The organism is Microbacterium sp. NPDC056044, assembly GCF_042267145.1.
Taxonomy (GTDB): Bacteria; Actinomycetota; Actinomycetes; order Actinomycetales; family Microbacteriaceae; genus Microbacterium.
In genome coordinates this window covers 482,539-502,109 of sequence record NZ_JBHJWZ010000003.1, presented here as the reverse complement: position 1 = coordinate 502,109, position 19,571 = coordinate 482,539, and the positions used below count along the sequence as shown (strand labels likewise).

19 protein-coding genes are annotated in these 19,571 nt (G+C 71.2%); 8 read left to right on the top strand and 11 right to left on the bottom strand.

The window, feature by feature from the left end:
* Positions 1 to 8 precede the first annotated feature (8 nt).
* On the bottom strand, positions 9 to 1,028 hold the full coding sequence (gene phnD / locus ACFC1I_RS11190; protein ID WP_376008957.1) for a phosphate/phosphite/phosphonate ABC transporter substrate-binding protein: 1,020 nt from the start codon (positions 1,026 to 1,028) through the stop codon (positions 9 to 11).
* A gap of 1 nt (position 1,029) precedes the next feature.
* Positions 1,030 to 1,746: an HAD family hydrolase gene (locus ACFC1I_RS11185; RefSeq protein WP_376008954.1), complete on the bottom strand. Its 717-nt coding sequence runs from the start codon at positions 1,744 to 1,746 to the stop codon at positions 1,030 to 1,032.
* 141 nt (positions 1,747 to 1,887) lie between these two features.
* Between ACFC1I_RS11185 and ACFC1I_RS11180 the strand changes: the two genes are divergently transcribed.
* Positions 1,888 to 2,526, top strand: coding sequence for an amino acid deaminase (locus ACFC1I_RS11180; protein WP_376008951.1), 639 nt, complete (start codon positions 1,888 to 1,890; stop codon positions 2,524 to 2,526).
* A 60-nt stretch (positions 2,527 to 2,586) separates the two neighbouring features.
* On the opposite strand, the gene ACFC1I_RS11175 is transcribed toward ACFC1I_RS11180, so the two are convergent.
* Positions 2,587 to 3,480, bottom strand: a complete 894-nt coding sequence (locus ACFC1I_RS11175; protein ID WP_376008948.1) for a phospholipase — start codon at positions 3,478 to 3,480, stop codon at positions 2,587 to 2,589.
* Between the two features lie 303 nt (positions 3,481 to 3,783).
* On the opposite strand from ACFC1I_RS11175, the gene ACFC1I_RS11170 reads away from it, so the two are divergent.
* Positions 3,784 to 5,739, top strand: a complete 1,956-nt coding sequence (locus ACFC1I_RS11170; RefSeq protein WP_376008946.1) for a GMC family oxidoreductase N-terminal domain-containing protein — start codon at positions 3,784 to 3,786, stop codon at positions 5,737 to 5,739.
* A gap of 68 nt (positions 5,740 to 5,807) precedes the next feature.
* On the opposite strand, the gene pgi is transcribed toward ACFC1I_RS11170, so the two are convergent.
* Positions 5,808 to 7,487, bottom strand: coding sequence for a glucose-6-phosphate isomerase (gene pgi, locus ACFC1I_RS11165; RefSeq protein WP_376008943.1), 1,680 nt, complete (start codon positions 7,485 to 7,487; stop codon positions 5,808 to 5,810).
* Positions 7,488 to 7,609: 122 nt separating this feature from the next.
* Between pgi and ACFC1I_RS11160 the strand changes: the two genes are divergently transcribed.
* From ACFC1I_RS11160 to ACFC1I_RS11150, 3 genes are read left to right on the top strand one after another with little or no spacing between them, the layout of a single operon-like run.
* Positions 7,610 to 8,440, top strand: a complete 831-nt coding sequence (locus tag ACFC1I_RS11160; protein WP_376008941.1) for a Cof-type HAD-IIB family hydrolase — start codon at positions 7,610 to 7,612, stop codon at positions 8,438 to 8,440.
* Between the two features lie 21 nt (positions 8,441 to 8,461).
* Complete coding sequence (locus ACFC1I_RS11155; protein WP_376008938.1) at positions 8,462 to 8,830, top strand: HNH endonuclease; 369 nt, start codon at positions 8,462 to 8,464, stop codon at positions 8,828 to 8,830.
* Positions 8,827 to 9,300: a GNAT family N-acetyltransferase gene (locus ACFC1I_RS11150; protein WP_376008935.1), complete on the top strand. Its 474-nt coding sequence runs from the start codon at positions 8,827 to 8,829 to the stop codon at positions 9,298 to 9,300. The genes ACFC1I_RS11155 and ACFC1I_RS11150 overlap by 4 nt, the downstream gene beginning before the upstream one ends.
* Before the next feature lie 77 nt (positions 9,301 to 9,377).
* Here ACFC1I_RS11150 and ACFC1I_RS11145 read toward each other — a convergent pair whose 3' ends face one another.
* Entirely contained in the window at positions 9,378 to 10,133 is a 756-nt protein-coding gene (locus ACFC1I_RS11145; protein ID WP_376008933.1) for an SDR family NAD(P)-dependent oxidoreductase, read from the bottom strand.
* A gap of 107 nt (positions 10,134 to 10,240) precedes the next feature.
* On the opposite strand from ACFC1I_RS11145, the gene ACFC1I_RS11140 reads away from it, so the two are divergent.
* Entirely contained in the window at positions 10,241 to 10,822 is a 582-nt protein-coding gene (locus ACFC1I_RS11140) for a TetR/AcrR family transcriptional regulator (RefSeq protein WP_376008930.1), read from the top strand.
* A 6-nt stretch (positions 10,823 to 10,828) separates the two neighbouring features.
* Here ACFC1I_RS11140 and ACFC1I_RS11135 read toward each other — a convergent pair whose 3' ends face one another.
* From ACFC1I_RS11135 to ACFC1I_RS11125, 3 genes are all read right to left on the bottom strand, one after another.
* The gene (locus ACFC1I_RS11135; protein WP_376008927.1) at positions 10,829 to 11,671 is read right to left on the bottom strand and encodes an esterase/lipase family protein; all 843 of its coding nucleotides are present in this window, start codon (positions 11,669 to 11,671) and stop codon (positions 10,829 to 10,831) included.
* Positions 11,672 to 11,715: 44 nt separating this feature from the next.
* Positions 11,716 to 12,120, bottom strand: a complete 405-nt coding sequence (locus tag ACFC1I_RS11130; RefSeq protein WP_376008924.1) for a DUF6855 family protein — start codon at positions 12,118 to 12,120, stop codon at positions 11,716 to 11,718.
* A gap of 74 nt (positions 12,121 to 12,194) precedes the next feature.
* A complete protein-coding gene (locus tag ACFC1I_RS11125) occupies positions 12,195 to 12,848 on the bottom strand; it encodes a TetR/AcrR family transcriptional regulator (protein ID WP_376008922.1) in 654 nt (217 codons plus the stop codon).
* 114 nt (positions 12,849 to 12,962) lie between these two features.
* On the opposite strand from ACFC1I_RS11125, the gene ACFC1I_RS11120 reads away from it, so the two are divergent.
* The gene (locus tag ACFC1I_RS11120) at positions 12,963 to 14,438 is read left to right on the top strand and encodes an MFS transporter (RefSeq protein WP_376008920.1); all 1,476 of its coding nucleotides are present in this window, start codon (positions 12,963 to 12,965) and stop codon (positions 14,436 to 14,438) included.
* Between the two features lie 9 nt (positions 14,439 to 14,447).
* On the opposite strand, the gene ACFC1I_RS11115 is transcribed toward ACFC1I_RS11120, so the two are convergent.
* Complete coding sequence (locus ACFC1I_RS11115; RefSeq protein WP_376008917.1) at positions 14,448 to 15,464, bottom strand: GlxA family transcriptional regulator; 1,017 nt, start codon at positions 15,462 to 15,464, stop codon at positions 14,448 to 14,450.
* Positions 15,465 to 15,592: 128 nt separating this feature from the next.
* On the opposite strand from ACFC1I_RS11115, the gene ACFC1I_RS11110 reads away from it, so the two are divergent.
* Positions 15,593 to 16,660, top strand: a complete 1,068-nt coding sequence (locus tag ACFC1I_RS11110) for a class I SAM-dependent methyltransferase (RefSeq protein WP_376008916.1) — start codon at positions 15,593 to 15,595, stop codon at positions 16,658 to 16,660.
* Between the two features lie 64 nt (positions 16,661 to 16,724).
* On the opposite strand, the gene ACFC1I_RS11105 is transcribed toward ACFC1I_RS11110, so the two are convergent.
* A complete protein-coding gene (locus tag ACFC1I_RS11105) occupies positions 16,725 to 18,458 on the bottom strand; it encodes an amidase (RefSeq protein WP_376008914.1) in 1,734 nt (577 codons plus the stop codon).
* Positions 18,455 to 19,489: an agmatine/peptidylarginine deiminase gene (locus ACFC1I_RS11100; RefSeq protein ID WP_376008912.1), complete on the bottom strand. Its 1,035-nt coding sequence runs from the start codon at positions 19,487 to 19,489 to the stop codon at positions 18,455 to 18,457. Before ACFC1I_RS11100 ends, ACFC1I_RS11105 begins: the two co-directional genes overlap by 4 nt.
* Positions 19,490 to 19,571: the final 82 nt, after the last annotated feature.

Here is a 19,571-nt window from a genome sequence, read left to right as displayed (position 1 = left end):
TGGTCCGATCAGTTCGCGAATACGGCGAGGATCTCGCCGTAGCGGGTGATCTCGTCGTCGGCGGTGTCGGTGGTCCAGCCCGAGAGCCCGACGAGGTCGAACATGACGGTGGCCGCTTCCTCCGACGAGTCGGCGTAGCCCGCCATGAGCTCGGTGAGCTCGGCGACCAGGTCGGCGGGCAGGTTCTTCGAGACCGCGACGCCGCCGTTGGGGATCATGTCGGTGTAGGCGAACGCGACGACCTTCTCGGCCACGTCCGGCGCCTCGGTGGTGACCGTGGTGCGGGCGTCCCAGTAGCCGAAGCTGACCTCGGCGTCGCCGTTGTACACGGCGAGCACGGCGTTGTTGTTGCCCTCGACCGGCACCTCGGTGATGTCGGCGTCGGTGTCGATGCCCGCTTCGCGCATGGCGACGACGGGGTACTGGTAGCCGGCCGGCGAGGTCGCGGCCTGCAGGGCGACGCGCGTGCCCTCGTCGATCTTCTCGAGCGCCTCGAGCGACGCCGCGCCCGAGCCCGTGGCCTTCTCGCCCTCGGCCTCGATGTCGTTGCAGTACGAGAGCTGGATGTCGCTGGCCACGTACGTCGCCATGACCGGCGCCTCGTCGCAGTACTTGTCGGGGTTGTTCGTGTACGCGACAGCCGCGTACGACGTGGCGCCGAAGCGCACGTCGCGCAGGATCAGGTCGGCGTCGTACCGCTCGGTGGCGTTGTAGAGCGACCCGGCGTCGGTGATGATGACCTGCGCCTGGTCGCTGCCGAGCGCCTCGACGGTCGCGGCGTAGTCGGTCGCGACGACGCCGTTGACCTCGATGTCGAGGTTCTCCGAGAGATAGGTCGTCAGCGGGTCGAGCGCCTCGGCGAGGTCTTCGCCCTCGACCGAGGGCACGAGCGAGATCGTGATCGACTCGGGCCATTCGGTCGTCGCCGCGTCGGTGCCGGCGGACGAGGGCGTCGAGCTGCTGCTGCAGCCGACGAGGGCGAGGGCGGCGAACGCCGCGATGCCGGTGATGAGCAGGGGCTTGCGCATGTCAGTTGTGCCTTTCGGTCGGGAGGGATTCTTGGTACGAGGAAGAGAGGACGGGAGTGGATGCTGCGGCCTCGGCCCACGCCTGGATCTGCGGGTACAGATCGGCCAGTGTGCGCCCGCGCATCGTCGCGGCGGCGGTGGACCGCGCGGCGGTGGCGCCGACGAGGGCGGTGTCGGCGCCGAGCTGCGTGGCCGGTGCGAGATCGAACTCGACGATGTCGCCGACGGCGAGCACCGGACCGCGCGCGAGGGCGTCCTGCAGCACGGGCACGAGCCCGTCGGGCTTGCCGACGGCGAAGTGCAGCGTGTCGAAGACCTCGGCGACGCCCCACTCCTCGAGCACGGCGGTGACGCCGTCGCCGGGGGCGTTGGTCGCCAGCAGCAGGCGAGCGTGGGCGCCGACGCGGGCGAGGAACGCCGCGAGTTCGTCGGGCGCCGTGACGGCGGCATCGGGCGAGCCGAGCAGGGCGCGGGAGGCGTCGTACGCCGCGCCGATCACCTCGGGCGAGACGCCCTCGGCGCGGGCGACGCGGGTGACCGCGTCGTAGCCGTCCCGGTACTCGGCCTCGCCGGTCGCGAACGCCGCGAGCGCCGCCTCGGCACGCGCGGGGAACGCGGCGTCGCCGGTGCGCTCCGCGATGGCGCGGGCGAAGGCGGCGATCGGGCCGTCGCCGAGCGCGAGGGTGCCGTCGAAGTCGAAGACGATGGTGGGGGTCATGAACACTCCTTCTCGTCCGTCGCGGTCGGGGACCGGTGTGGACGCAGCGTCCATGTTGAACAAGAAGTGTGGACGGAATGACCACCCAGGGTGAACGCGACGTGAATTCGGCCGAAGTGGCACCGCCTACGCTGGGTTCCCGTGATTCCGACCCTCGACGACCTCGACGAGGCCGCGCGCCGCGCGCGGCACGATCCCGCCGGCACGCTCGCCGCGCACGACTGGCTCGGCGTCGCGATCGACGTCGACGCCGAGGCCGGGCGGTTCGCGTCGTGGGGCTCGTCGACGGTGATCGACGAGAACACCGGCGGCCCGGTGATCTCGCCCGAGGTCTTCGCCGCGCTGCATGACCGCGCGGGGCTCGACGCCCGGTGGCCCGTCGGCAACGCCGGCCTGCTGCACGTCTACGGCTATCTGCTCTCGACCGTCCAGACACCGTACGGCCTCAAGCGCGACCGCTGGCTCGGAGGTGCGCTCGCCGCGGCGTACGGCCTCCCCGCCGACGCCTTCGTGCCGTGGAAGGGATCGTCCACCTTGCTGTCGCGGGTGACGGATGCTGCCACCTCGCTGGTCTCACGCGCGACGGTGCGCGGGCCCGAACCCGCGACGGGCGGGCTGCTGGCGCTCGACCGCGACGGCGAGCAAGGCCCGTGGGCGCTCGCCTACGCCGTGCACGGCCGGCTGATCACGACCTTCCCGGTGGCGTCCGCCGACACGGTGCTGGCGGAGTGGGACGAGGCGCCCGCCCGCCTGCGATGGAACGCCGCCGAGCCCGCATAGCAGAGGATGCCGCGCCCACAGCGGGGCGCGGCATCCATCTCTCTTGAAGAAGCTGACCGATCAGTACCAGTCGGTGGCCTGCGAGTGACCCCAGGCGGCGCACGGCGTGCCGTACGACCCGGCGATGTAGCCGAGGCCCCACGCGATCTGGGTGGCGGCGTTGGTCTGCCAGTCGGCGCCGGCGCTGGCCATCTTGTTGCCGGGGAGCGACTGGGGGATGCCGGTGGCGCCGCTGCCGGCGTTGTAGGCCTGGAAGTTCCAGCTGGACTCCTTGGTCCACAGCGACTCGAGGCACGAGAACTGGCCGTCGCCCCAGCCGTACTGGGAGGCGGCCATCTGGCGTGCGGTCGCCTTCGCGCCCTCGGGGGTGTTAGCGGCGGCGAGGGCGGCGGCGGCCTCCTCTGCCTGACGCTGCGCCTCGGCGGCGGCAGCGGCTGCCGCGGCGGCGGCGTCGTCGGCCGCCTTCTTCGCCTTGGCGGCGTCGAGGTGCTCGCGCAGCTCGGTGACGCGGGCCTTCACCGTGTCGGTGGCGCCGCTCGCGTCGGCGGTGAGCCCGGGGACCAGCAGCATCGGAACGACGTCGAGCTTCGCGAGCCGGTCGGCGGCCTGGGTGAGGCCGCCGGTGTCGACCGACGTGTCGTCGATGCCCAGGTCGAGACCTGCGGTGGCGATGTCGGTGGTGACGGAGGCTGCGTCGCTCAGCGCGACGCGGGCCCTCACGAGGGTGCCCTGCGCGTCGACGCGGATGTCGCGGAACGAGTCGGCGGTGGCCTCGGGGGCCGCGGCCGAGGCGATGGCCGACGCGGCCAGCGGCGCGGCGGCGGCGAGCGCCGGCGAGGCGAGGGTGAGGCCGGTCGTGAGGAGCATGCCGACGGCGGCTCCGGTCGCGATGGCGGGCACGAAGAAGCGGCGGCGTGAGCGGCGGGCAGGCGTGTGTGAGGTCTCTGAATGCATGACGAACGTACGATCCTTCGGGTTTCGCGCCGCGGGTATCGGCGCCGTGCGCCTTCGGGTCGGACGCACAAGTCCACGAGTCTGCCTCATCGCGTCTGGACGGTTGCGGATAGTTTCCTGGACGGAGCGTGAGAGCGCTTTTCGGGGAAAGGCCTGATCGGAGTATGAGAAATCTCTCACACGGACTGACGCGACGACGTGTGGAAGTGTTCGCGTGCGGTGAATTTCGGTTCACTTAGCCCTTGTCGAACGGCCTGTCCATGGGGCATGCTGGCCCGAGCAACGGCGCACCTGGAGGCACCCATGACGTTGACCGCAGCGCAGCGGGCGACATTCGAGTCCATCTTCGACACCTTCGCCCCGGGCGACGGCAACGGCATCCCCTCGGCCACGCGGCTGGGGGCGGTCCCGATCGCCGAGGGCATGCTCGAGGCCAATCCGCGCAAGGAAGAGGCGGAGCTCCTCGCCCGCGTCCTGTCGCTGTGGGACACGCCCCTCGGCGGTGTGCTCCTCGGCATCGGGCCGCGCCGGTTCTCGGCGCTGCCGGCCGCGAAGCGCGAGGCCGCGCTCATCGCCCTGTCGGATTCGCGCGTTCCGCTCAAGCGCGTGCTGTTCCAGAACCTCAAGTCGGCCGCGATGCTGTCGTACTACGTCGCCCCGGGCGCCGACGGGCGCTCGCCGCTGTGGGCGTCCATGGGCTACCCGGGCCCGCCGGGTCCCCGTGCCGAGGCGCCGGCGCCGCCGCTTCACCCGCAGACGCCGGTCTCGGACCTGTCACTCGACTGCGACGTGGTCGTCGTCGGCTCGGGCGCCGGCGGCGGCACCGCCGCGGCGGTGCTCGCGGCGCAGGGGCTCGACGTCATCGTGCTCGAGAAGGGCGCGTACTACGACGACCGCGACTTCGACGGGAGCGAGCTCGGCGGCCTCGCCCGCCTGTACGCGCCCGGCCCCTCGGCCACCGCGGAGGGGCAGCTCAGCATCCTGTCGGCCCAGTGCCTGGGCGGCGGCACCGTCGTGAACTTCTCGACGTCGTTCCGCACCCCCGACCACGTGCGCGAGGAATGGGCCGCCCACGGCGTGCCGCAGTTCACCACGCCCGAGTACGACGCCGCCCTCGATGCGGTGTGGGCGCGCCTCGGCGTCAACGGCGCGTACAGTGAGCCGTCGGCGCGCGACCGCATCATGGAGCGCGGGCTCACGAGCCTCGGCTGGCATGTCGGTTCTCTCGAGCGCAACGTCGTCGGCTGCGATACCGGACTCGAGTGCGGCCGCTGCGGCTACGGGTGCCGCATCGGCGCGAAGCAGTCGGTCACGAAGACCTGGCTGGCGGATGCCGAGACCGCCGGTGCGCGCCTGTACACCGGCGTCGACGTGCGCACGGTCGAGACCGCGGCGGGACGCGCGACCGGGGTCACCGGCCGCACCGCCGCCGGCCACACCGTCACGGTGCGGGCCCGCGCCGTCGTGGCGGCGGGCGGCAGCGTGCAGACGCCGGCGCTCCTGCGCCGCTCGGGCCTCGAGAACCCGAACATCGGCAAGCACCTGCGGTTGCACCCCGCAACCGCCGTGTGGGCCGAGTTCGACGAGGAGGTGCGCCCGTGGGAGGGCGCCATGCAGGCGCGCTACTCCGCCGAGCACGCCGACGTCGACGGCTCGGGCTACGGCGCCGTGTACGAGACGGCTGCGGCGAACCCGGGCCTCTCGGTCGCGTTCCAGTCGTGGCGGGGCGCGCAGGCGCACCTCGACGTGATGAAGCGCCTCGCGCACTACTCGAGCGTCGGCGTGATCACCCGCGACCAGGACTCGGGCGAGGTGCGCGTCGACAAGTCCGGTGAGCCGACGATGCACTACCTCCTGTCGGACCGCGACGCCTCCCGGGTCCAGGCGGGCGTCGCCGGCGCCTCCCGCATCCTCGAGGCGGCCGGCGCGCTGCGGATGTTCTCGGGGCACCAGGCCGGCATCGAATGGACCCGCTCCACCGGCGAACCCCTCGATGCGTTCATCGCCCGCTGCGCGGCCGCAGGCTACGGCCCCGGCCGGTGCTCGATGGCGGCCCTGCACATCATGGGCTCGGCCCGAATGGGCGGCTCCGCGGCCACGAGTGCGGTCGACCCGGACGGCGCCACGTGGGAGGTTCCCAACCTCGTCGTCGCCGACGCCTCGACCTTCCCGACGGCGTCCGGCGTCAACCCGATGATCTCGATCGAGGCCATCGCGTACATGACCGCGACCCGCCTGGCGACTCGCCTCCGGTCGTAGGCCTGGAGCGCGGCGGACGGGAGATCGGATGCTGCGGCCCGGCGTGGTGCGCCGGGCCGCCGTGCGCGTTACTTGCGGTGGGCCGCGTAGTAGGCGAGGAGGGCGCGGGTCGAGGCATCCTGCGCCGCGATCGCGTCCGCGTCGCCCTCGATCGCCGGCGCGATCTGCAGGGCCAGCTGCTTGCCGAGCTCGACGCCCCACTGGTCGAACGAGTTCACGCCCCAGATGACGCCCTGCGTGAAGGTGATGTGCTCGTACAGCGCGACGAGCTGCCCGAGCACCGCGGGGGTGAGCGCCGGCGCGAAGATCGACGTCGTCGGCTTGTTGCCCGCGAACGTGCGTGCGGCGACGAGCGCTCCGGTGGTGCCCTCGGCCTCGACCTCTTCGGCGGTCTTGCCGAATGCGAGGGCCTTGGTCTGCGCGAGGAAGTTCGACAGGAACAGTCCGTGCACGTCGCGGCCGCCGTCTTCGAGCGCGTACGCGGGGTTCGCGAACGCGATGAAGTCGGCGGGGATCAGGCGCGTGCCCTGGTGGATCAGCTGGTAGAACGCGTGCTGGCCGTTGGTGCCGGGCTCGCCCCAGAACACCTCGCCGGTGTCGGTCGTGACCGGCGATCCGTCCCAGCGGACCGACTTGCCGTTGGACTCCATCGTCAGCTGCTGCAGGTACGCGGCGAAGCGCGAGAGCTGCTGGGCGTAGGGGAGCACCGCGTGCGACTGGGCGCCGAGGAAGTTCGAGTACCAGACGTTGAGGAGGCCCATCAGCACCGGCACGTTGCGCTCGAGCGGCGTGTTCGCGACGTGCTCGTCGACGGCGTGGAAGCCCGCGAGCAGCTCGCGGAACACGTCGGGGCCGAGCTCGATCATGAGCGAGAGGCCGATGGCCGAGTCCACGGAGTAGCGGCCGCCGACCCAGTCCCAGAACCCGAACGCGTTATCGGTGTCGATGCCGAACGCCGACACCTTGTCGAGCGCGGTCGAGACGGCGACGAAGTGGTGGGCGACAGCATCCGTCTTCGCCTCGTCCGAGCCGTCGATCGCATCCGACGCGGTGAGGCCGGCCCACAGCCAGTCGCGCGCGAGGCGCGCGTTGGTCAGCGTCTCGAGCGTCGTGAAGGTCTTCGACGCGACGATGAAGAGGGTGGTCTCGGGGTCGAGGTCCTTCGTCTTGTTCGCGATGTCGAACGGGTCGATGTTCGACACGAACCGCGCCTCGATGCCCGCCGTCGCGTACGGCTCGAGCGCCGCCGAGATCATGACCGGGCCGAGGTCGGAGCCGCCGATGCCGATGTTGACGATGTGCGTGACCTTCTTGCCGGTCACGCCCGCGAATTCGCCCGAGCGCACACGGTCGGCGAACGCGGTCATGGCCGAGAGCACCGACTGCACGTCGGCGTCGATGTCCTGGCCGTCGACGACCAGGGCCGGGGTGGCGCCTGCCGGGCGGCGGAGCGCGGTGTGCAGCACCGCGCGGTCCTCGGTGGTGTTGATGTGCTCGCCGGCGAGCATCGCGGCGTAGCGCTCGGCGACGCCGGTCTCTTCGGCGAGCTTCACGAGCGCCGCGAGGATCTCGTCGGTCACGAGGTTCTTCGACAGGTCGACGTGGAGGTCGGCGAGCTCGAAGCTCAGGCGCTCGGCGCGGCGCGGATCGATGGCGAACCAGTCGCGCAGATCGGGGGCGAACGAGTCGCGGATCGAGCTGAGCTCGGCCCAGGCGGACGTGGTGGTGGCATCGACGGGAGCGGTCACCTCCCCAAAGGTACCCGCGTCGCTGCGCGCATTGGTTACGTGTTTCTCACCATCCGAGCCCCGTTCATGTGAAGCCTCGGGCAGCCCGTGCCGTGTGCGCGCGAACGTAGGGTTGAAGCACCATGCCCTTCCCCTCGCCCGACCTTCGCCTGATCGCCGTCGACATGGACGGCACCCTGCTCGACGGCCACGGCCGCATCCCCGACGCCCTCTGGCCGCTGCTCGACCGCCTGCACGACAGCGGCGTCCGCTTCGCGCCGGCGAGCGGGCGTCAGCTCGCCACGCTGCAGCGCGCCTTCGCCGACCATCTCGACCACATGGTGTTCATCGCCGAGAACGGTGCGTACGTCGTCGAGGGCGACACCGAGATCAGTTCGGACGCGTTGGATGCCTCGTTCACGGCGTCGCTCGTCACGCGCCTGCGCGCGCTCGCCGCGGAAGGCCGCGACCTCGGGGTCGTGGTCTGCGGCAAGCGGTCCGCCTACATCGAGCGCGCCGACGACGCCTTCCTCCCTGAGGCCGAGAAGTACTACGCGCGCCTCGAGATCGTGCCCGACCTGCTCGCGGTCGACGACCAGATCCTCAAGGTCGCGATCTTCGACTTCGCGGACGCTGCGGCCACCGCGCCGTCGCTCGAGGACCTCCGCGCGACCCACCAGGTCGTCGTGTCGGGCGCGCACTGGATCGACGTCATGAACCAGGACGTCAACAAGGGCGTCGCGCTCCGGCGCCTACAGGCGGCGACGGGCATCACGCCCGCGCAGACGGCGGTGTTCGGCGACTACCTCAACGACCTCGAGATGATGGATGCCGCGTCCCTGTCGTTCGCGATGGCCAACGCGCACCCCGACGTGGCGTCGCGGGCGCGCTACCGCGCGCCGTCGAACCTCGAGCACGGCGTGATCACGACGATCGAGAAGCTCCTCGACGGCGTGCCCGACGCCGTCGCCTGATCCGGGCAATAGGCTCCGAGCATGGCGGTGAGTCAGTCCAGGCGTGCCCGCGCGGCCAGGCGCCGCGCGCGCCGGGTGGCGGCCGCCGACAACGATCTGACGCCCGACGAGTGGGAGGCGCTCGTCGAGGCATGGGCGGCGTGCGCGTACTGCGGCATGACGGCGGGCCCGTTCCAGAAGGACTGCGTGCTGCCGATCTCGCGCGGCGGCCGCTACACGTTCGAGAACGTCGTGCCCGCGTGCCGCTCGTGCAATGCGAGCAAGAGCAACGACGAGGTCACCGGGTGGCTGCGGCGCAAACGGCTCGATGAGCGGGCGTTCCTGCTGCGTCACGTCGAGGTGCTCGCCGCCTGGCGCGGCACCGCGCCGGTGCCCCAGGAGGCACCGTGAGTCTCAGCATCCGTCCCTATGAATCCCGCGACTGGGACGACCTCCAGCGCATCCACGACGCCGCCCGGCTCGACGAGCTTCGCGGTGCCGGCCTTCTCGACGCATACCTCGACCTCGCCGACACCTACGAGAATGAGGGCCTCTTCGACGACGAGGTGTGGGTGGCTGAGGACGACGGCACCGTCGCCGGGTTCATCGCCGGCAGCGTCGGTCCCGAGGGCGGCGAGATCACCTGGATCTACGTCGATCCGGGCCGGTACCGCCGCGGGATCGGCCGCGCGCTCGTCGAGCACTTCATCGCCCGCTCGGGCGGACGCGTCGAGCTCGAGGTGCTCGACGGCAACGCCGCGCGCGACTTCTACGAGGCGCTCGGGTTCGTGCTCGAGTCGACCACGACCGGCAAGCTCGCCGGCAACGAGACCTTCACCGCCACCGGGCACACGCTCGTCTGGACCCCGCCGCAGCGGTAGACCTCGCGCGGAGACGGGAAGCGGCCCGCGCGCTTCGGGTGCACGCGGGCCGCTGGTCCGGAGACGGACGACGGATGCTACTGCGCGGCGTAGCCGCCGTCGACGAGGTGGTAGCTGCCGCTGACGAAGGTGGCGGCGTCCGAGGCGAGGAAGACGACGAGGTTCGCGACCTCCTGCGGGTCGCCGAGACGGCCGAGCGCGTGCTTGGCGGCGAGACCGGCCTGCGCGTCGGCGTCGAGGTTCGCGTCGACGAGCGGCGTGTGGATGAAGCCGGGGCCGACCGCGTTCACGCGCACGCCCTGCGTGCCGTACTCGAGGGCCGCGTTCTTCGTGAGGCCGACGACGCCGTGCTTGGCTGCGACGTACGCCGACGACATCGGGATGCCGACCGAGCCCAGCACCGACGAGATGTTGACGATCGAGCCGCCGCCGTTCTTCGCGATCGCGGGGGCCTGCGCGCGCGTGCCGTAGAACACCGCGTTCAGATTGATCTCGATGACCTTCTGCCACGAGTCGATCGGGTACTCGCCGATCGGTGCGGCCGCGCCGCCGATGCCGGCGTTGTTGATCGCGATGCGAAGGGGCGCGAGCGCCTCCGCCGCGTCGACGGCCGCCTGGCCGACGGCCGGGTCCGACACGTCGCCGACGAACGCGGCGGCCGTGCCGCCGGCGCCCGTGATCTCGGCGACGACCGCGTCCGCGGCCTCCTGCCGCACGTCCGCGACGAGCACTGCGGCGCCGCTCGCGGCGAGGGTGAGGGCGACCGCCCGGCCGATGCCGGATCCTGCGCCCGTGACGATGGCGGAACGCTCCGCGACGTCATACGTGGCCATGATTACCTCCATTGGCGGCGTCATCGGGTGGCGCCGATCACTTCTCCGACATTTGTCGGTTATGCATGGGTTAACCTACACCTGTCGAAAAGAATTCCGGAGGCGCGATGGACCCCCGCAAGCGGCGCAGTCGTGATCGCCTGTATGCCGCGGCGCTGGCGCTCGCCGCGGACCGGCCGATCTCGAGCCTGACGGTCACGCAGCTCGCCGATGCGGCGGGCGTGCACCGCTCGACGTTCTACGAGCACGCCGACTCACCCGAGTCGCTCGTCGAGGCCGCGCTCACGGCCGAGCTCGACGTGCTGCGCGACGAGCTGATGAAGGACCGGGCGGATGCTGCGACCGCCGTCGCGACCGTCACCGAAGGGGTGCTCGACCACATCCTGCGGCACGTCGACATCTACCGCCGCGAGCTGGCCGGCGGCGGGGGAGCGCTCCACGCGATGCTGAGCCGGCACTTCCGCGGCACGACCGAGACACTCCTGGAACGCGGTCGCGTCGAGATCCCCGTCGCCGTCGCGGGGGCGTCGCCGGCGAGTGTGTCGGACGCCGCCGCCCGGTTCCTGGCGGACGGCACGGTGGGGATCATCGACGGGTGGCTGCAGCATCCGTCTCCGCGTGTGGAGGACTTCCTGCGCATCTACCTCGCGCTGCTCCCGGACTGGTGGCCGCACCGGCCGGCGGTCTGAGCCGGGCTACTCGGCCGGGGAATCCGCGCCGGTGAGCACGGCGATGCCGTCGAGCACGGCGCGCTCAGTGGAGCGCGCACCGAGTACCCGGAAGTGGCCCGACGTCGGCACCGCGATGTTCGTCGCACCGTCGAGCGCGCTGCCCTCGGGGATGTGAGGGTCCCACGGCCCGAACACCGACACGATGCGGCCGTTGACCGACGTCTCGCGTCCGAGGGTGAGGATCGTCTCGTCTTTCGGCCGGAACGCGCGGATGCTCGGCACCACGAACAGGCGGGCGAGCTTCGACCCGCCGAACGGCGTCGCGACCGCGATGAGTCCGATGAGGCCCAGTGGCCTGCCGTGATCGGATGCTGCGGCCGCCGCCTCTGCCGGGTCGCCGCCCGCGGCGGCCTCAGCCGCGGCGCGCGCTGCGGCCCCAGAGGAGACGAGGAGGTGCTTGCCGATGAGTCCGCCCTTGCTATGTGCCACGAGCACGCGCCCGGCGGTGGGAGCCGGGGTGTGCGCGAGCACCTCGGCGAGGCGGTCGGCGGTGGCGGGGATCGCCCGCCGGTTCACGCCGAGGCCATGGACCACGGAAACGCGGTGACCCGCGGCGGCGAGGGCATCGCCGAGCGGGCGCAGGAACGTCCAGTGTTCGTACACGCCGGGCACGAGGTACACCTCGGGGAGTGCAGGGTCGCCGCGGCGCCACGCGCGGGGGACGGGCCGGGGCTGCCCGATCGCCCACGGCAGCGACAGCACCGCGAGCTGCCGGCGACCGGCGTAGACGTAGTCGGCGATCCACGCCAGCCCGCGCCCCGCCATCGACGGGCGAGCGAGCGTGGACGCTTCCGGCGAGGGCGGCATGGCCGAAAGTCTAGGAGCCCCGCGTCCCGGGTCGGCGGCCCCGCTCACACGGCGCGGACGCTGTTGTTGCGCTTCTCGTGCGTGACTTCGGCGAGACCGAGTTCTTCGAGCAGCGGCGGCAGGTACATGCCGAACCTCCCGCGGTAGCCCTTGCGCAGTCCGTACCAGCCGCCGACGGGGTTGCCCTCGTCGCGGCCCCACGCCTCGACGGTCCCGTCGGCGGCCGGCTTCTGCTCGTCGGCCGCGCCGAGCGGCACCCAGTCGCCCTGCTCGCGCAGCCACGCCGCGAGGTCGTCGATCGCGCTCAGGTGGTACTTGAGCGTCGTCGATCCCACCTGGCACACCAGCGCCGGCGGGTCGGCCGCCTCATCGCGGTACATCGTGTAATCGCTCGTCCCCGGTGCTGTCTTCAGCTGCCACGGGTCGTCGGCCGTTCCCGATCCTGACATGTCAGCTCCCTCCGTCGGTGCGAGTCTGGCCGCACGCTCCGACATCGGCAAGAGGCCCCTGTCGGGCTGTGGGGTCAGCCGGCGGGCGGGGCGTCGGGTGTTCCCCGTACGCCGGTGATCGCCGACTCCACGACAGAGGCTGCGAGGGCATCGATGACCGGCGCGGGCTGCCACCGGACCGGGCCGTGCACGGCGATGTCGGCGAAGCCATGGACGGCCGACCAGCATGCCCACTCGGCGTACGGGCGCCGGTCGGGTGCGAGGGCGCCGGCGTCGACCATCGCATCGAGCGTGTCCATGAGGAGGCGGAACGGAGCGACGATCTCGTCGTCGAGGGTCACGATGCCGTCGTTGGCGTGGGTGTCCTGTGTGAAGAACGCGGTCTCGAACCAGCCGCGCTCGGAGCGCGCGAAGTCGATGTACGCGAGGCCGACGCGGCGCAGCCGCTCGATGGCGGCGTCGGCGGCGGAGAGGTCCTTCGGCGTCGCCTCGACGCGCGCCGTGATCGCGGCGGCGAGTGCCAGCTGCGCCTCGCGGGCGACGGCCCGCACCAGCGTGTCGCGATCCGCGAAATGCCGGTATGCGGCGTTGGGTGAGACGCCGGCGGCGCGGGTCACCTCACGCAGGGTGACCGCGGCCGGGCCGCCGGTCCGGGCGAGCTGCAGTCCCTCGCTGATCAGCGCATGTCGGAGGTGGCCGTGATGATAGGCGCGCGCGGGTGAAGTCATTGCATCCTCCCGGCCGGGTGTGTACGTTCTGAACACTGAATGTGAACACTGTCCACATTCACTTTAGACCCTCGCCCGTCCCCGCTCATCAGTGAACACGCCGAAGGAATCGTCATGAGCCAGCCGAGCCCAGCGGGGCCCGCAGCATCCGAAGATCCGGTCCAGCATCAGCCCGACGCGCGCACGCTCCGCGCCTTCTACCAGGTGCTGGTCAACACCGCGCTCGCCAACGTGACGTCGAGCTATCTGTGGTTCGCGCTGACGTTCTGGGTGTACCTCGAGACGCAGTCGGTGCTGGCGACGGCGATCATCGGCGGGTCGTACATGCTGCTCGTCGCGGTGTTCGGCGTCGTGTTCGGCGTCATCGTCGACCGCATGAAGAAGAAGGCGGTCATGCTGCTCTCGAGCATCGTGACCGCGTCCGCCTACGCGGTCGCGGGGGCGATGTTCCTCGCGTTCCCCGAGAGCGCGCTGCTCGACTGGACCGGGCCCTGGTTCTGGGCCTTCGCGGGGGTCATCCTCGTCGGCGGAGTGGTCGAGAACCTCCGCAACATCGCGCTGTCGACCACCGTCACGCTGCTGGTGCCGGGCGAACGGCGCGACAAGGCGAACGGCCTCGTCGGCGCCGTGCAGGGCATCGCGTTCATGGTGACGAGCGTGTTCTCGGGCCTGTCGATCGGCCTGCTCGGCATGGGGTGGACGGTCGCCATCGCGATCGCCGCCACCGCCGTGGCCCTGATCCATCTGATGTTCGTGCCGATCCCCGAGCGCGGCGTCGCGCACGTCGAGGGCGAGGCTCCGAAGGGCTTCGGGTTCAAGGGCGTGATCCCGGCGGTGATGGTGGTGCCGGGGCTGCTCGCGCTGATCCTCTTCTCGACGTTCAACAACCTCGTGGGCGGCGTCTTCATGGCCCTCATGGATCCGTACGGCCTGACGCTGTTCTCGGTCGAGATGTGGGGCATCGTCCTGGGCGTCACCAGCTTCGGGTTCATCATCGGCGGCGCGCTCGTGGCCAAGTTCGGTCTCGGCAAGAACCCCGTGCGCACCATGCTGCTCGTCAACATCGGCATCGCGCTGCTGGGCATGACCTTCGCGATCCGTGAGCTGTGGTGGCTGTACGCGCTCGGCATCCTCGTCTTCATGGCGCTCATGCCCATCGCCGAGGCCTCCGAGCAGACGATCGTGCAGCGCGTGGTGCCCTTCGAGAAGCAGGGACGCGTGTTCGGCTTCGCCGCCAGCGTCGAGTCGGCGGCGGCGCCGGTCTCGGCCTTCCTCATCGGACCGATCGCGCAGTTCTGGCTCATCCCGTACATGAACTCGCCCGAGGGTCAAGAGGCATGGGGCTGGCTGCTCGGCGAGGGCGAGGCGCGCGGCATCGCACTGGCGTTCGTCGGCGCGAGCCTGGTGCTGCTGCTGGTCGTGCTGCTGGCCTTCGTGTCGAAGCCCTACCGCGAGCTGTCCGACGCGTACGCCGCGGCTCCGCCGTCGCTCCACACCGACGACGAGGGGACGGATGCTGCGCCCCCAGCCCCGTCGGCAGCCGCGACGATCGGCGATGCCGGGCAGGACCTGCGCTCCGGCCTGCGCTGACACGCGTCCTCAGGAGGGCGCGGCCTGGATCACAGGTACACGGAACCGCTTGCGGTACGCGCCAGGCGGCAGTCCGGTCACCCGCTTGAACAGGCGCCGGAAGAACGCCGGGTCCTCGTAGCCGACGTGCCACCCGATCGCCTCGACGGACTCCTCGGTCTGCTCGAGGCGCCGCTTGGCCTCCTCGACACGAAGACGCTGCACATAGGTCAGCGGGCTCACTCCGGTCGCCTCCGTGAAGCGGCGTTTGAACGTGCGCTCGGCCAGCCCTGAGCGCACGACGAGCTGCTCGACGGGCGCGGTGACGGAGTAGTGGGCGCGGAGCCAGTCCTGCGCATCGGCGACGACCGCATCGCCGTGGTCGGTGCGCCCCTCGAACACCATGTACGGCGCGAGACCGTCCTGATGCCACTGCAGCGCAAAGATGCGGGCGGTCTCCTGTGCCAGCGTGGCGCCGGCGAATCGTCCGGTCAGGTACAGCACGAGGTCGTGCCAGGTGGTTGAGGCGCCCGAGGTGATGAGTTCGTCCCGCCTGCCCGTCACCATCAGTGCCCGCTCCGGATGAACGCGGACGTCCGGGTGGGTGGCGCGCAACTGGGACGCGTAGTCGTAGTGGACCGTCACATCTCGGTCGTCGAACCGGCCGGTCTCGGCGAGGAGGAAGATGCCGGAGCACGCGGAGCACAGCAGTGCACCCTGCGCGTGCATGCGGGTCACCCAGTCCACGAGCTCGGGATAGCGCCCGCGCTGCCAGCCGTCCGGCCCGAGCACGATCGACGGCACGATGACGATGTCGGTCGCGTCGATGTCTGCGACGGCCCGCGACACGGGAACCGGGATCCCGCTCACTCCCATGAGCGGTCCCTCTTCGGCCCCGACGATCCGCGCGCGAAACGGAGCGGGAGCGGCGGGATCGCCGATGCCCATCACACCGAACGAGTTGAGCACATCGAGCACGCCGAACATCGTCGCGACCCCGGTGTCGGGCAGTGCGATGACGCTGACGTCGAGCGTGCGTGCGGACATCTCCGGCCTTCCTCGCACCACATCGTGGCACGAATGGACCGAACGAGGGTCTGAATGCCTCTCAACGCGGGGCCGCGGCATCCCGAGCATGGAATCACCACGTCGATCGAACAGAAAGGACCGACGACATGACGACGACCACCGTCGATGAGACAGCGCTGAACGCCTTCGTACTGCGCGCCGTGGACCACCTCGGCGCCGGTTACCTCGGGGTCATGGTGAGCCTGGGCGCGCGCCTCGGCCTCTATCAGGCCCTCGCCGAAGCAGGCCCGCTCACGTCGCAGCAGCTGGCCGACCGCACCGACTGCGCCGAGCGGTACGTGCGCGACTGGGCCTCCTCGCAGGCCGCCGCAGGCTACGTCGTGTACGACGCCGCGGCCGGCACGTTCTCGCTCACGCCCGAGCAGGCGCTTGTGCTGGCCGACGAGGACAGTCCCGTCTACCTGCCGCCCGCCTGGAACACGCCGGCGGCGATGTGGAGCGACGAGGCGCGAGCGTTGCACGCGTTCCGCACCGGCGAGGGCATCGCGTGGGGCGACCACGACCCACGCCTCGCGCACGGCACCGCAGCCTTCTACCGCAACGGCTATCGGGCGAGCCTCGTCTCGCAGTGGCTGCCCGCGCTCGAGGGCGTCGTTGCGGCGCTCGAGCAGGGCATCTCCGTCGCCGACGTCGGCGTGGGCCACGGGCACACGACGGTGCTGATGGCCGAGGCCTTTCCGAACTCGCGGTTCCACGGGTTCGACACGCACGCGCCATCGATCGCCGAGGCACGGCGCAACGCGCGGGAAGCGGGCATCGAGGAGCGCACCACGTTCGAGCAGGTGAGCGCGAAGGCATACGACGCACGAGGATTCGGGCTGATCTGCTTCTTCGACGCGCTGCACGACATGGGCGACCCCGTGGGGGTGCTGCGGCACGCGGCTGAGGCGCTGACGGAAGACGGCACGCTGCTGCTGGTCGAGCCGAACGCCGCCGACCGGCTGGAGGACAACCTCCACATCGTCGGGCAGACGTACTACGCGGCATCGAGCATGATCTGCACCGCGCATTCGATCGCCGATGGCGGCGAGCTCGTGCTGGGTGCGCAGGCCGGGCCGGCACGGCTCACGGTGGTGCTCAACGAGGCGGGTTTCTCCCGCGTCCGCGTGGTCGCCGAGACGCCGTTCAACCTCATCATCGAAGCGAGGCGCTGACCCCGATCCGAACGGCCCGACCTTCAGGCGTACGCGGCGGCGATCCCCACGGGGATCGCCGCCGTCACGCGTCGAGCTCTGGCGTCCGCGGGGGAGCGGTGCGGCGCGGCCGCAGGGCCTCGAACGCGGCCGCCCAGGCGAGCAGGTCGGGGTCGCTGTACGCGCGCCCGGCGATCGTGAGGCCGACCGGCATGCCGATGTCGTCCATCGTCCCCATCGGCACCGTGACCGTCGGAATGCCGAGATGGCGGATCGCGAGGTTGCCGTTGGCCACCCACACGCCGTTGCGCCAGCCGAGATCGGCGGATGCCTCGTTCACATCCATGTCGGCGGGGCCGACGTCGGCGACCGCGGGGAAGATGACGGCGTCGAGGCCGAGGAGCGACATCCAGTCCTCGAGATCGATGCGACGGGTCTCTTCGAGACCGCGCACGCCGTCGGCGATCTCGGGGATGTCGGCGAACGACGCGTAGGGGTGCGCGCGCACCTGCGCCGGGTACGTCGCGATGTCGTCGTCGAAGCCGGTGTAGCGGTCGGGCAGCGCGCCGTGGGGGTGCGGGAAGATCTCGGCGCCGTCGACGTCGTCGAGTCGGTCGAGGGCCGGGTCGCCGTTGGCCCGCAGGAAGTCATCCCACGCCCACGCCGACAGATCGACGATCTCGCGGTGCAGGAACTCCTCGGTCACGAGCCCGCGCGTCATGATCGTCGGCGCGCCCGGCCGGTCGCCTTCGTAGTTCGTCACTGCCGGGAAATCGACCTCGACGATCTCGGCGCCGGCGGCTTCGAGATCCCTCCGCGCCTTCTCCCACAGCGCGAGCACCGAGGGCCGGGTGTCGACGCGGGTGCCGGTCGGTCCGCCGATGCCGCCGTCCGGGTTGGTGCCCGCGTCGGGGTCGGCGTCGATGTACATGCGCGGCACCCCGAACCGTCGGCCCGCGAGGGTCGCCGCGGCGCTGTCGGCGTCGGGCGACGCGAGCGCCGGGTACGACGCCGGGCGCAGGGCCGAGGCATCCGGGATCTCGATCCAGGGCTGCGCGCGCCAGAAGTCTCCGCGCGTCTCGGGGTCGTCGGCGACCATCACGTCGAGGATCTCGAGCAGGTCGGCCATCGTGCGGGTGTGCGGCACGACGACATCCATCGTGGGCACGAGCGGCCAGTTGCCGCGCACCGAGATCACGCCGCGGCTCGGGGTGTAGGCGCACAGCGCGTTGTTCGACGCCGGTGCGCGGCCGCTCGACCAGGTCTCCTCGCCGAGTCCGAAGGCCGCGAAGCTCGCCGCGGTCGCGGTGCCCGAGCCGTTCGACGAACCCGACCCGAACGCCGACGTCAGGAACTCGGCGCTGTACGGACTCTCGGCGCGCCCGTAGACGCCCCGCTGCATGCCGCCGTTCGCCATCGGGGGCATGTTGGTGAGTCCGATGAGCACCGCCCCGGCCCCGCGCAGCCGCTCGATCGAGAACGCGTCGCGCTGCGCGACGAGGTCGGCGAACGCGGGCGAGCCCGCCGCGACGGTGAGACCCTTCGCCATGAACGAGTCCTTGGCCGTGTAGGGGATGCCGTCGAGCGGCCCGAGCGTGCGCCCTGCGGAGCGACGGAGATCGGATGCCTCGGCCTCGGCCCGCGCGTCGGGATTGCGCACGATCACCGCGTTGAGGGCCGTCGCCGTGCCGGGCACGTCATATGCGTCGATGCGGGCGAGGTACGCCTCGACGAGCTCGACGCTGGTGACCGCTCCGCTCTCGAGGGCCTCGCGCAGCTCGGCGATCGTCTTCTCGACGACCGGGAAGCGGCCGCTCATCGTGCGACCGCCGGCTGCTGCTGCGTGATGCAGTGGATGCCGCCGCCGCCCGCGAAGATCTGGCGCGCATCGACCGTCACGGCGCGGCGTCCAGGGTAGGCGGCCTCGAGGATGTCGCGCGCCTGCGCGTCGGCGCGGTCCTCGCCGAAGCCGCACGCGATGATGCCGCCGTTCACGACGAGGTGGTTGACGTAGCTGTAGTCGACGAAGCCCTCGTGATCGCGGAGCGTCTCGGGGGCGGGCAGGTCGATGATCTCGAAGCGGCGGCCCGCAGCATCCGTCTCTCCCGAGAAGAACTCGCGCAGCTGCCGGGACACCTCGAAGTCGGGGTGCTCGGGGTTCTGCTGCGCGTGCAGCAGCACGCGACCGGGCGTCGGGATCGTGGCCACGATGTCGACGTGGCCGTTCGTGCCGAACTCGTCGTAGTCGCGGGTGAGGCCGCGGGGCAGCCACACGACCTTGGTCGCGCCGATGGTCCGGTGCAGCTCCGACTCGACGCGTGCCCGGTCTGCGAAGCGGTTGCGGCGCGGGTCGAGCTGAACCGTCTCGGTGACGAGCACTGTGCCTTCGCCGTCGACGTGGATGCCGCCGCCCTCGTTGACGAGCAGCGAGCTCACCACCTCGGCGCCGACGAGGTCGGCGGTGAAGCGGGCGTGCTGGGCGGCCTTCTCCCACGACGCCCATTCCGGCGCGCCCCAGCCGTTGAAGATCCAGTCCACGGCGCCCAGCGCGCCCGGGCGGTCATCGTCGACGACGAAGGTCGGCCCGTGGTCGCGGAACCAGAACTCGTCGACCGGCGTCTCGACGACGTCGATGGCGGAGTCGAGCATGCGGCTGGCGCGCTCGGCCTTGGACGGATCGACGAGCATCGTGACGGGCTCGAAGGCGGCGACCGCGTTCGCCACCGCGCTCCAGGCGGCGTAGAAGCGCTCCTGCTCGGCGGGGTCGTCGCCGAGCGTCGGCCCCTCGTTCGGGAACGCCATCCACGTGCGCTCGTGCGGATCGCCCTCGTGCGGCATTCTCCAGGCCATCGTCGCCCCTTCGTCCAGCGTCGTTCAGCGGTGTCGCGACGGCGGCAGACGCGCCTCGCGAAGTAATTGATCTAGCGATCAA

Excerpts from the sequence above, each read along its gene's own strand:
- ACFC1I_RS11105 (WP_376008914.1), bottom strand. The coding sequence starts at position 18,458 with ATGAGCGGCCGCTTCCCGGTCGTCGAGAAGACGATCGCCGAGCTGCGC.
- ACFC1I_RS11175 (WP_376008948.1), bottom strand. The coding sequence starts at position 3,480 with ATGCATTCAGAGACCTCACACACGCCTGCCCGCCGCTCACGCCGCCGC.
- ACFC1I_RS11155 (WP_376008938.1), top strand. The coding sequence starts at position 8,462 with ATGGCGGTGAGTCAGTCCAGGCGTGCCCGCGCGGCCAGGCGCCGCGCG.
- ACFC1I_RS11160 (WP_376008941.1), top strand. The coding sequence starts at position 7,610 with ATGCCCTTCCCCTCGCCCGACCTTCGCCTGATCGCCGTCGACATGGAC.
- ACFC1I_RS11185 (WP_376008954.1), bottom strand. The coding sequence starts at position 1,746 with ATGACCCCCACCATCGTCTTCGACTTCGACGGCACCCTCGCGCTCGGC.
- ACFC1I_RS11135 (WP_376008927.1), bottom strand. The coding sequence starts at position 11,671 with ATGCCGCCCTCGCCGGAAGCGTCCACGCTCGCTCGCCCGTCGATGGCG.
- ACFC1I_RS11120 (WP_376008920.1), top strand. The coding sequence starts at position 12,963 with ATGAGCCAGCCGAGCCCAGCGGGGCCCGCAGCATCCGAAGATCCGGTC.
- ACFC1I_RS11100 (WP_376008912.1), bottom strand. The coding sequence starts at position 19,489 with ATGGCCTGGAGAATGCCGCACGAGGGCGATCCGCACGAGCGCACGTGG.
- ACFC1I_RS11115 (WP_376008917.1), bottom strand. The coding sequence starts at position 15,464 with ATGTCCGCACGCACGCTCGACGTCAGCGTCATCGCACTGCCCGACACC.
- ACFC1I_RS11170 (WP_376008946.1), top strand. The coding sequence starts at position 3,784 with ATGACGTTGACCGCAGCGCAGCGGGCGACATTCGAGTCCATCTTCGAC.
- ACFC1I_RS11140 (WP_376008930.1), top strand. The coding sequence starts at position 10,241 with ATGGACCCCCGCAAGCGGCGCAGTCGTGATCGCCTGTATGCCGCGGCG.
- phnD (WP_376008957.1), bottom strand. The coding sequence starts at position 1,028 with ATGCGCAAGCCCCTGCTCATCACCGGCATCGCGGCGTTCGCCGCCCTC.
- ACFC1I_RS11130 (WP_376008924.1), bottom strand. The coding sequence starts at position 12,120 with ATGTCAGGATCGGGAACGGCCGACGACCCGTGGCAGCTGAAGACAGCA.
- ACFC1I_RS11110 (WP_376008916.1), top strand. The coding sequence starts at position 15,593 with ATGACGACGACCACCGTCGATGAGACAGCGCTGAACGCCTTCGTACTG.
- ACFC1I_RS11145 (WP_376008933.1), bottom strand. The coding sequence starts at position 10,133 with ATGGCCACGTATGACGTCGCGGAGCGTTCCGCCATCGTCACGGGCGCA.
- ACFC1I_RS11125 (WP_376008922.1), bottom strand. The coding sequence starts at position 12,848 with ATGACTTCACCCGCGCGCGCCTATCATCACGGCCACCTCCGACATGCG.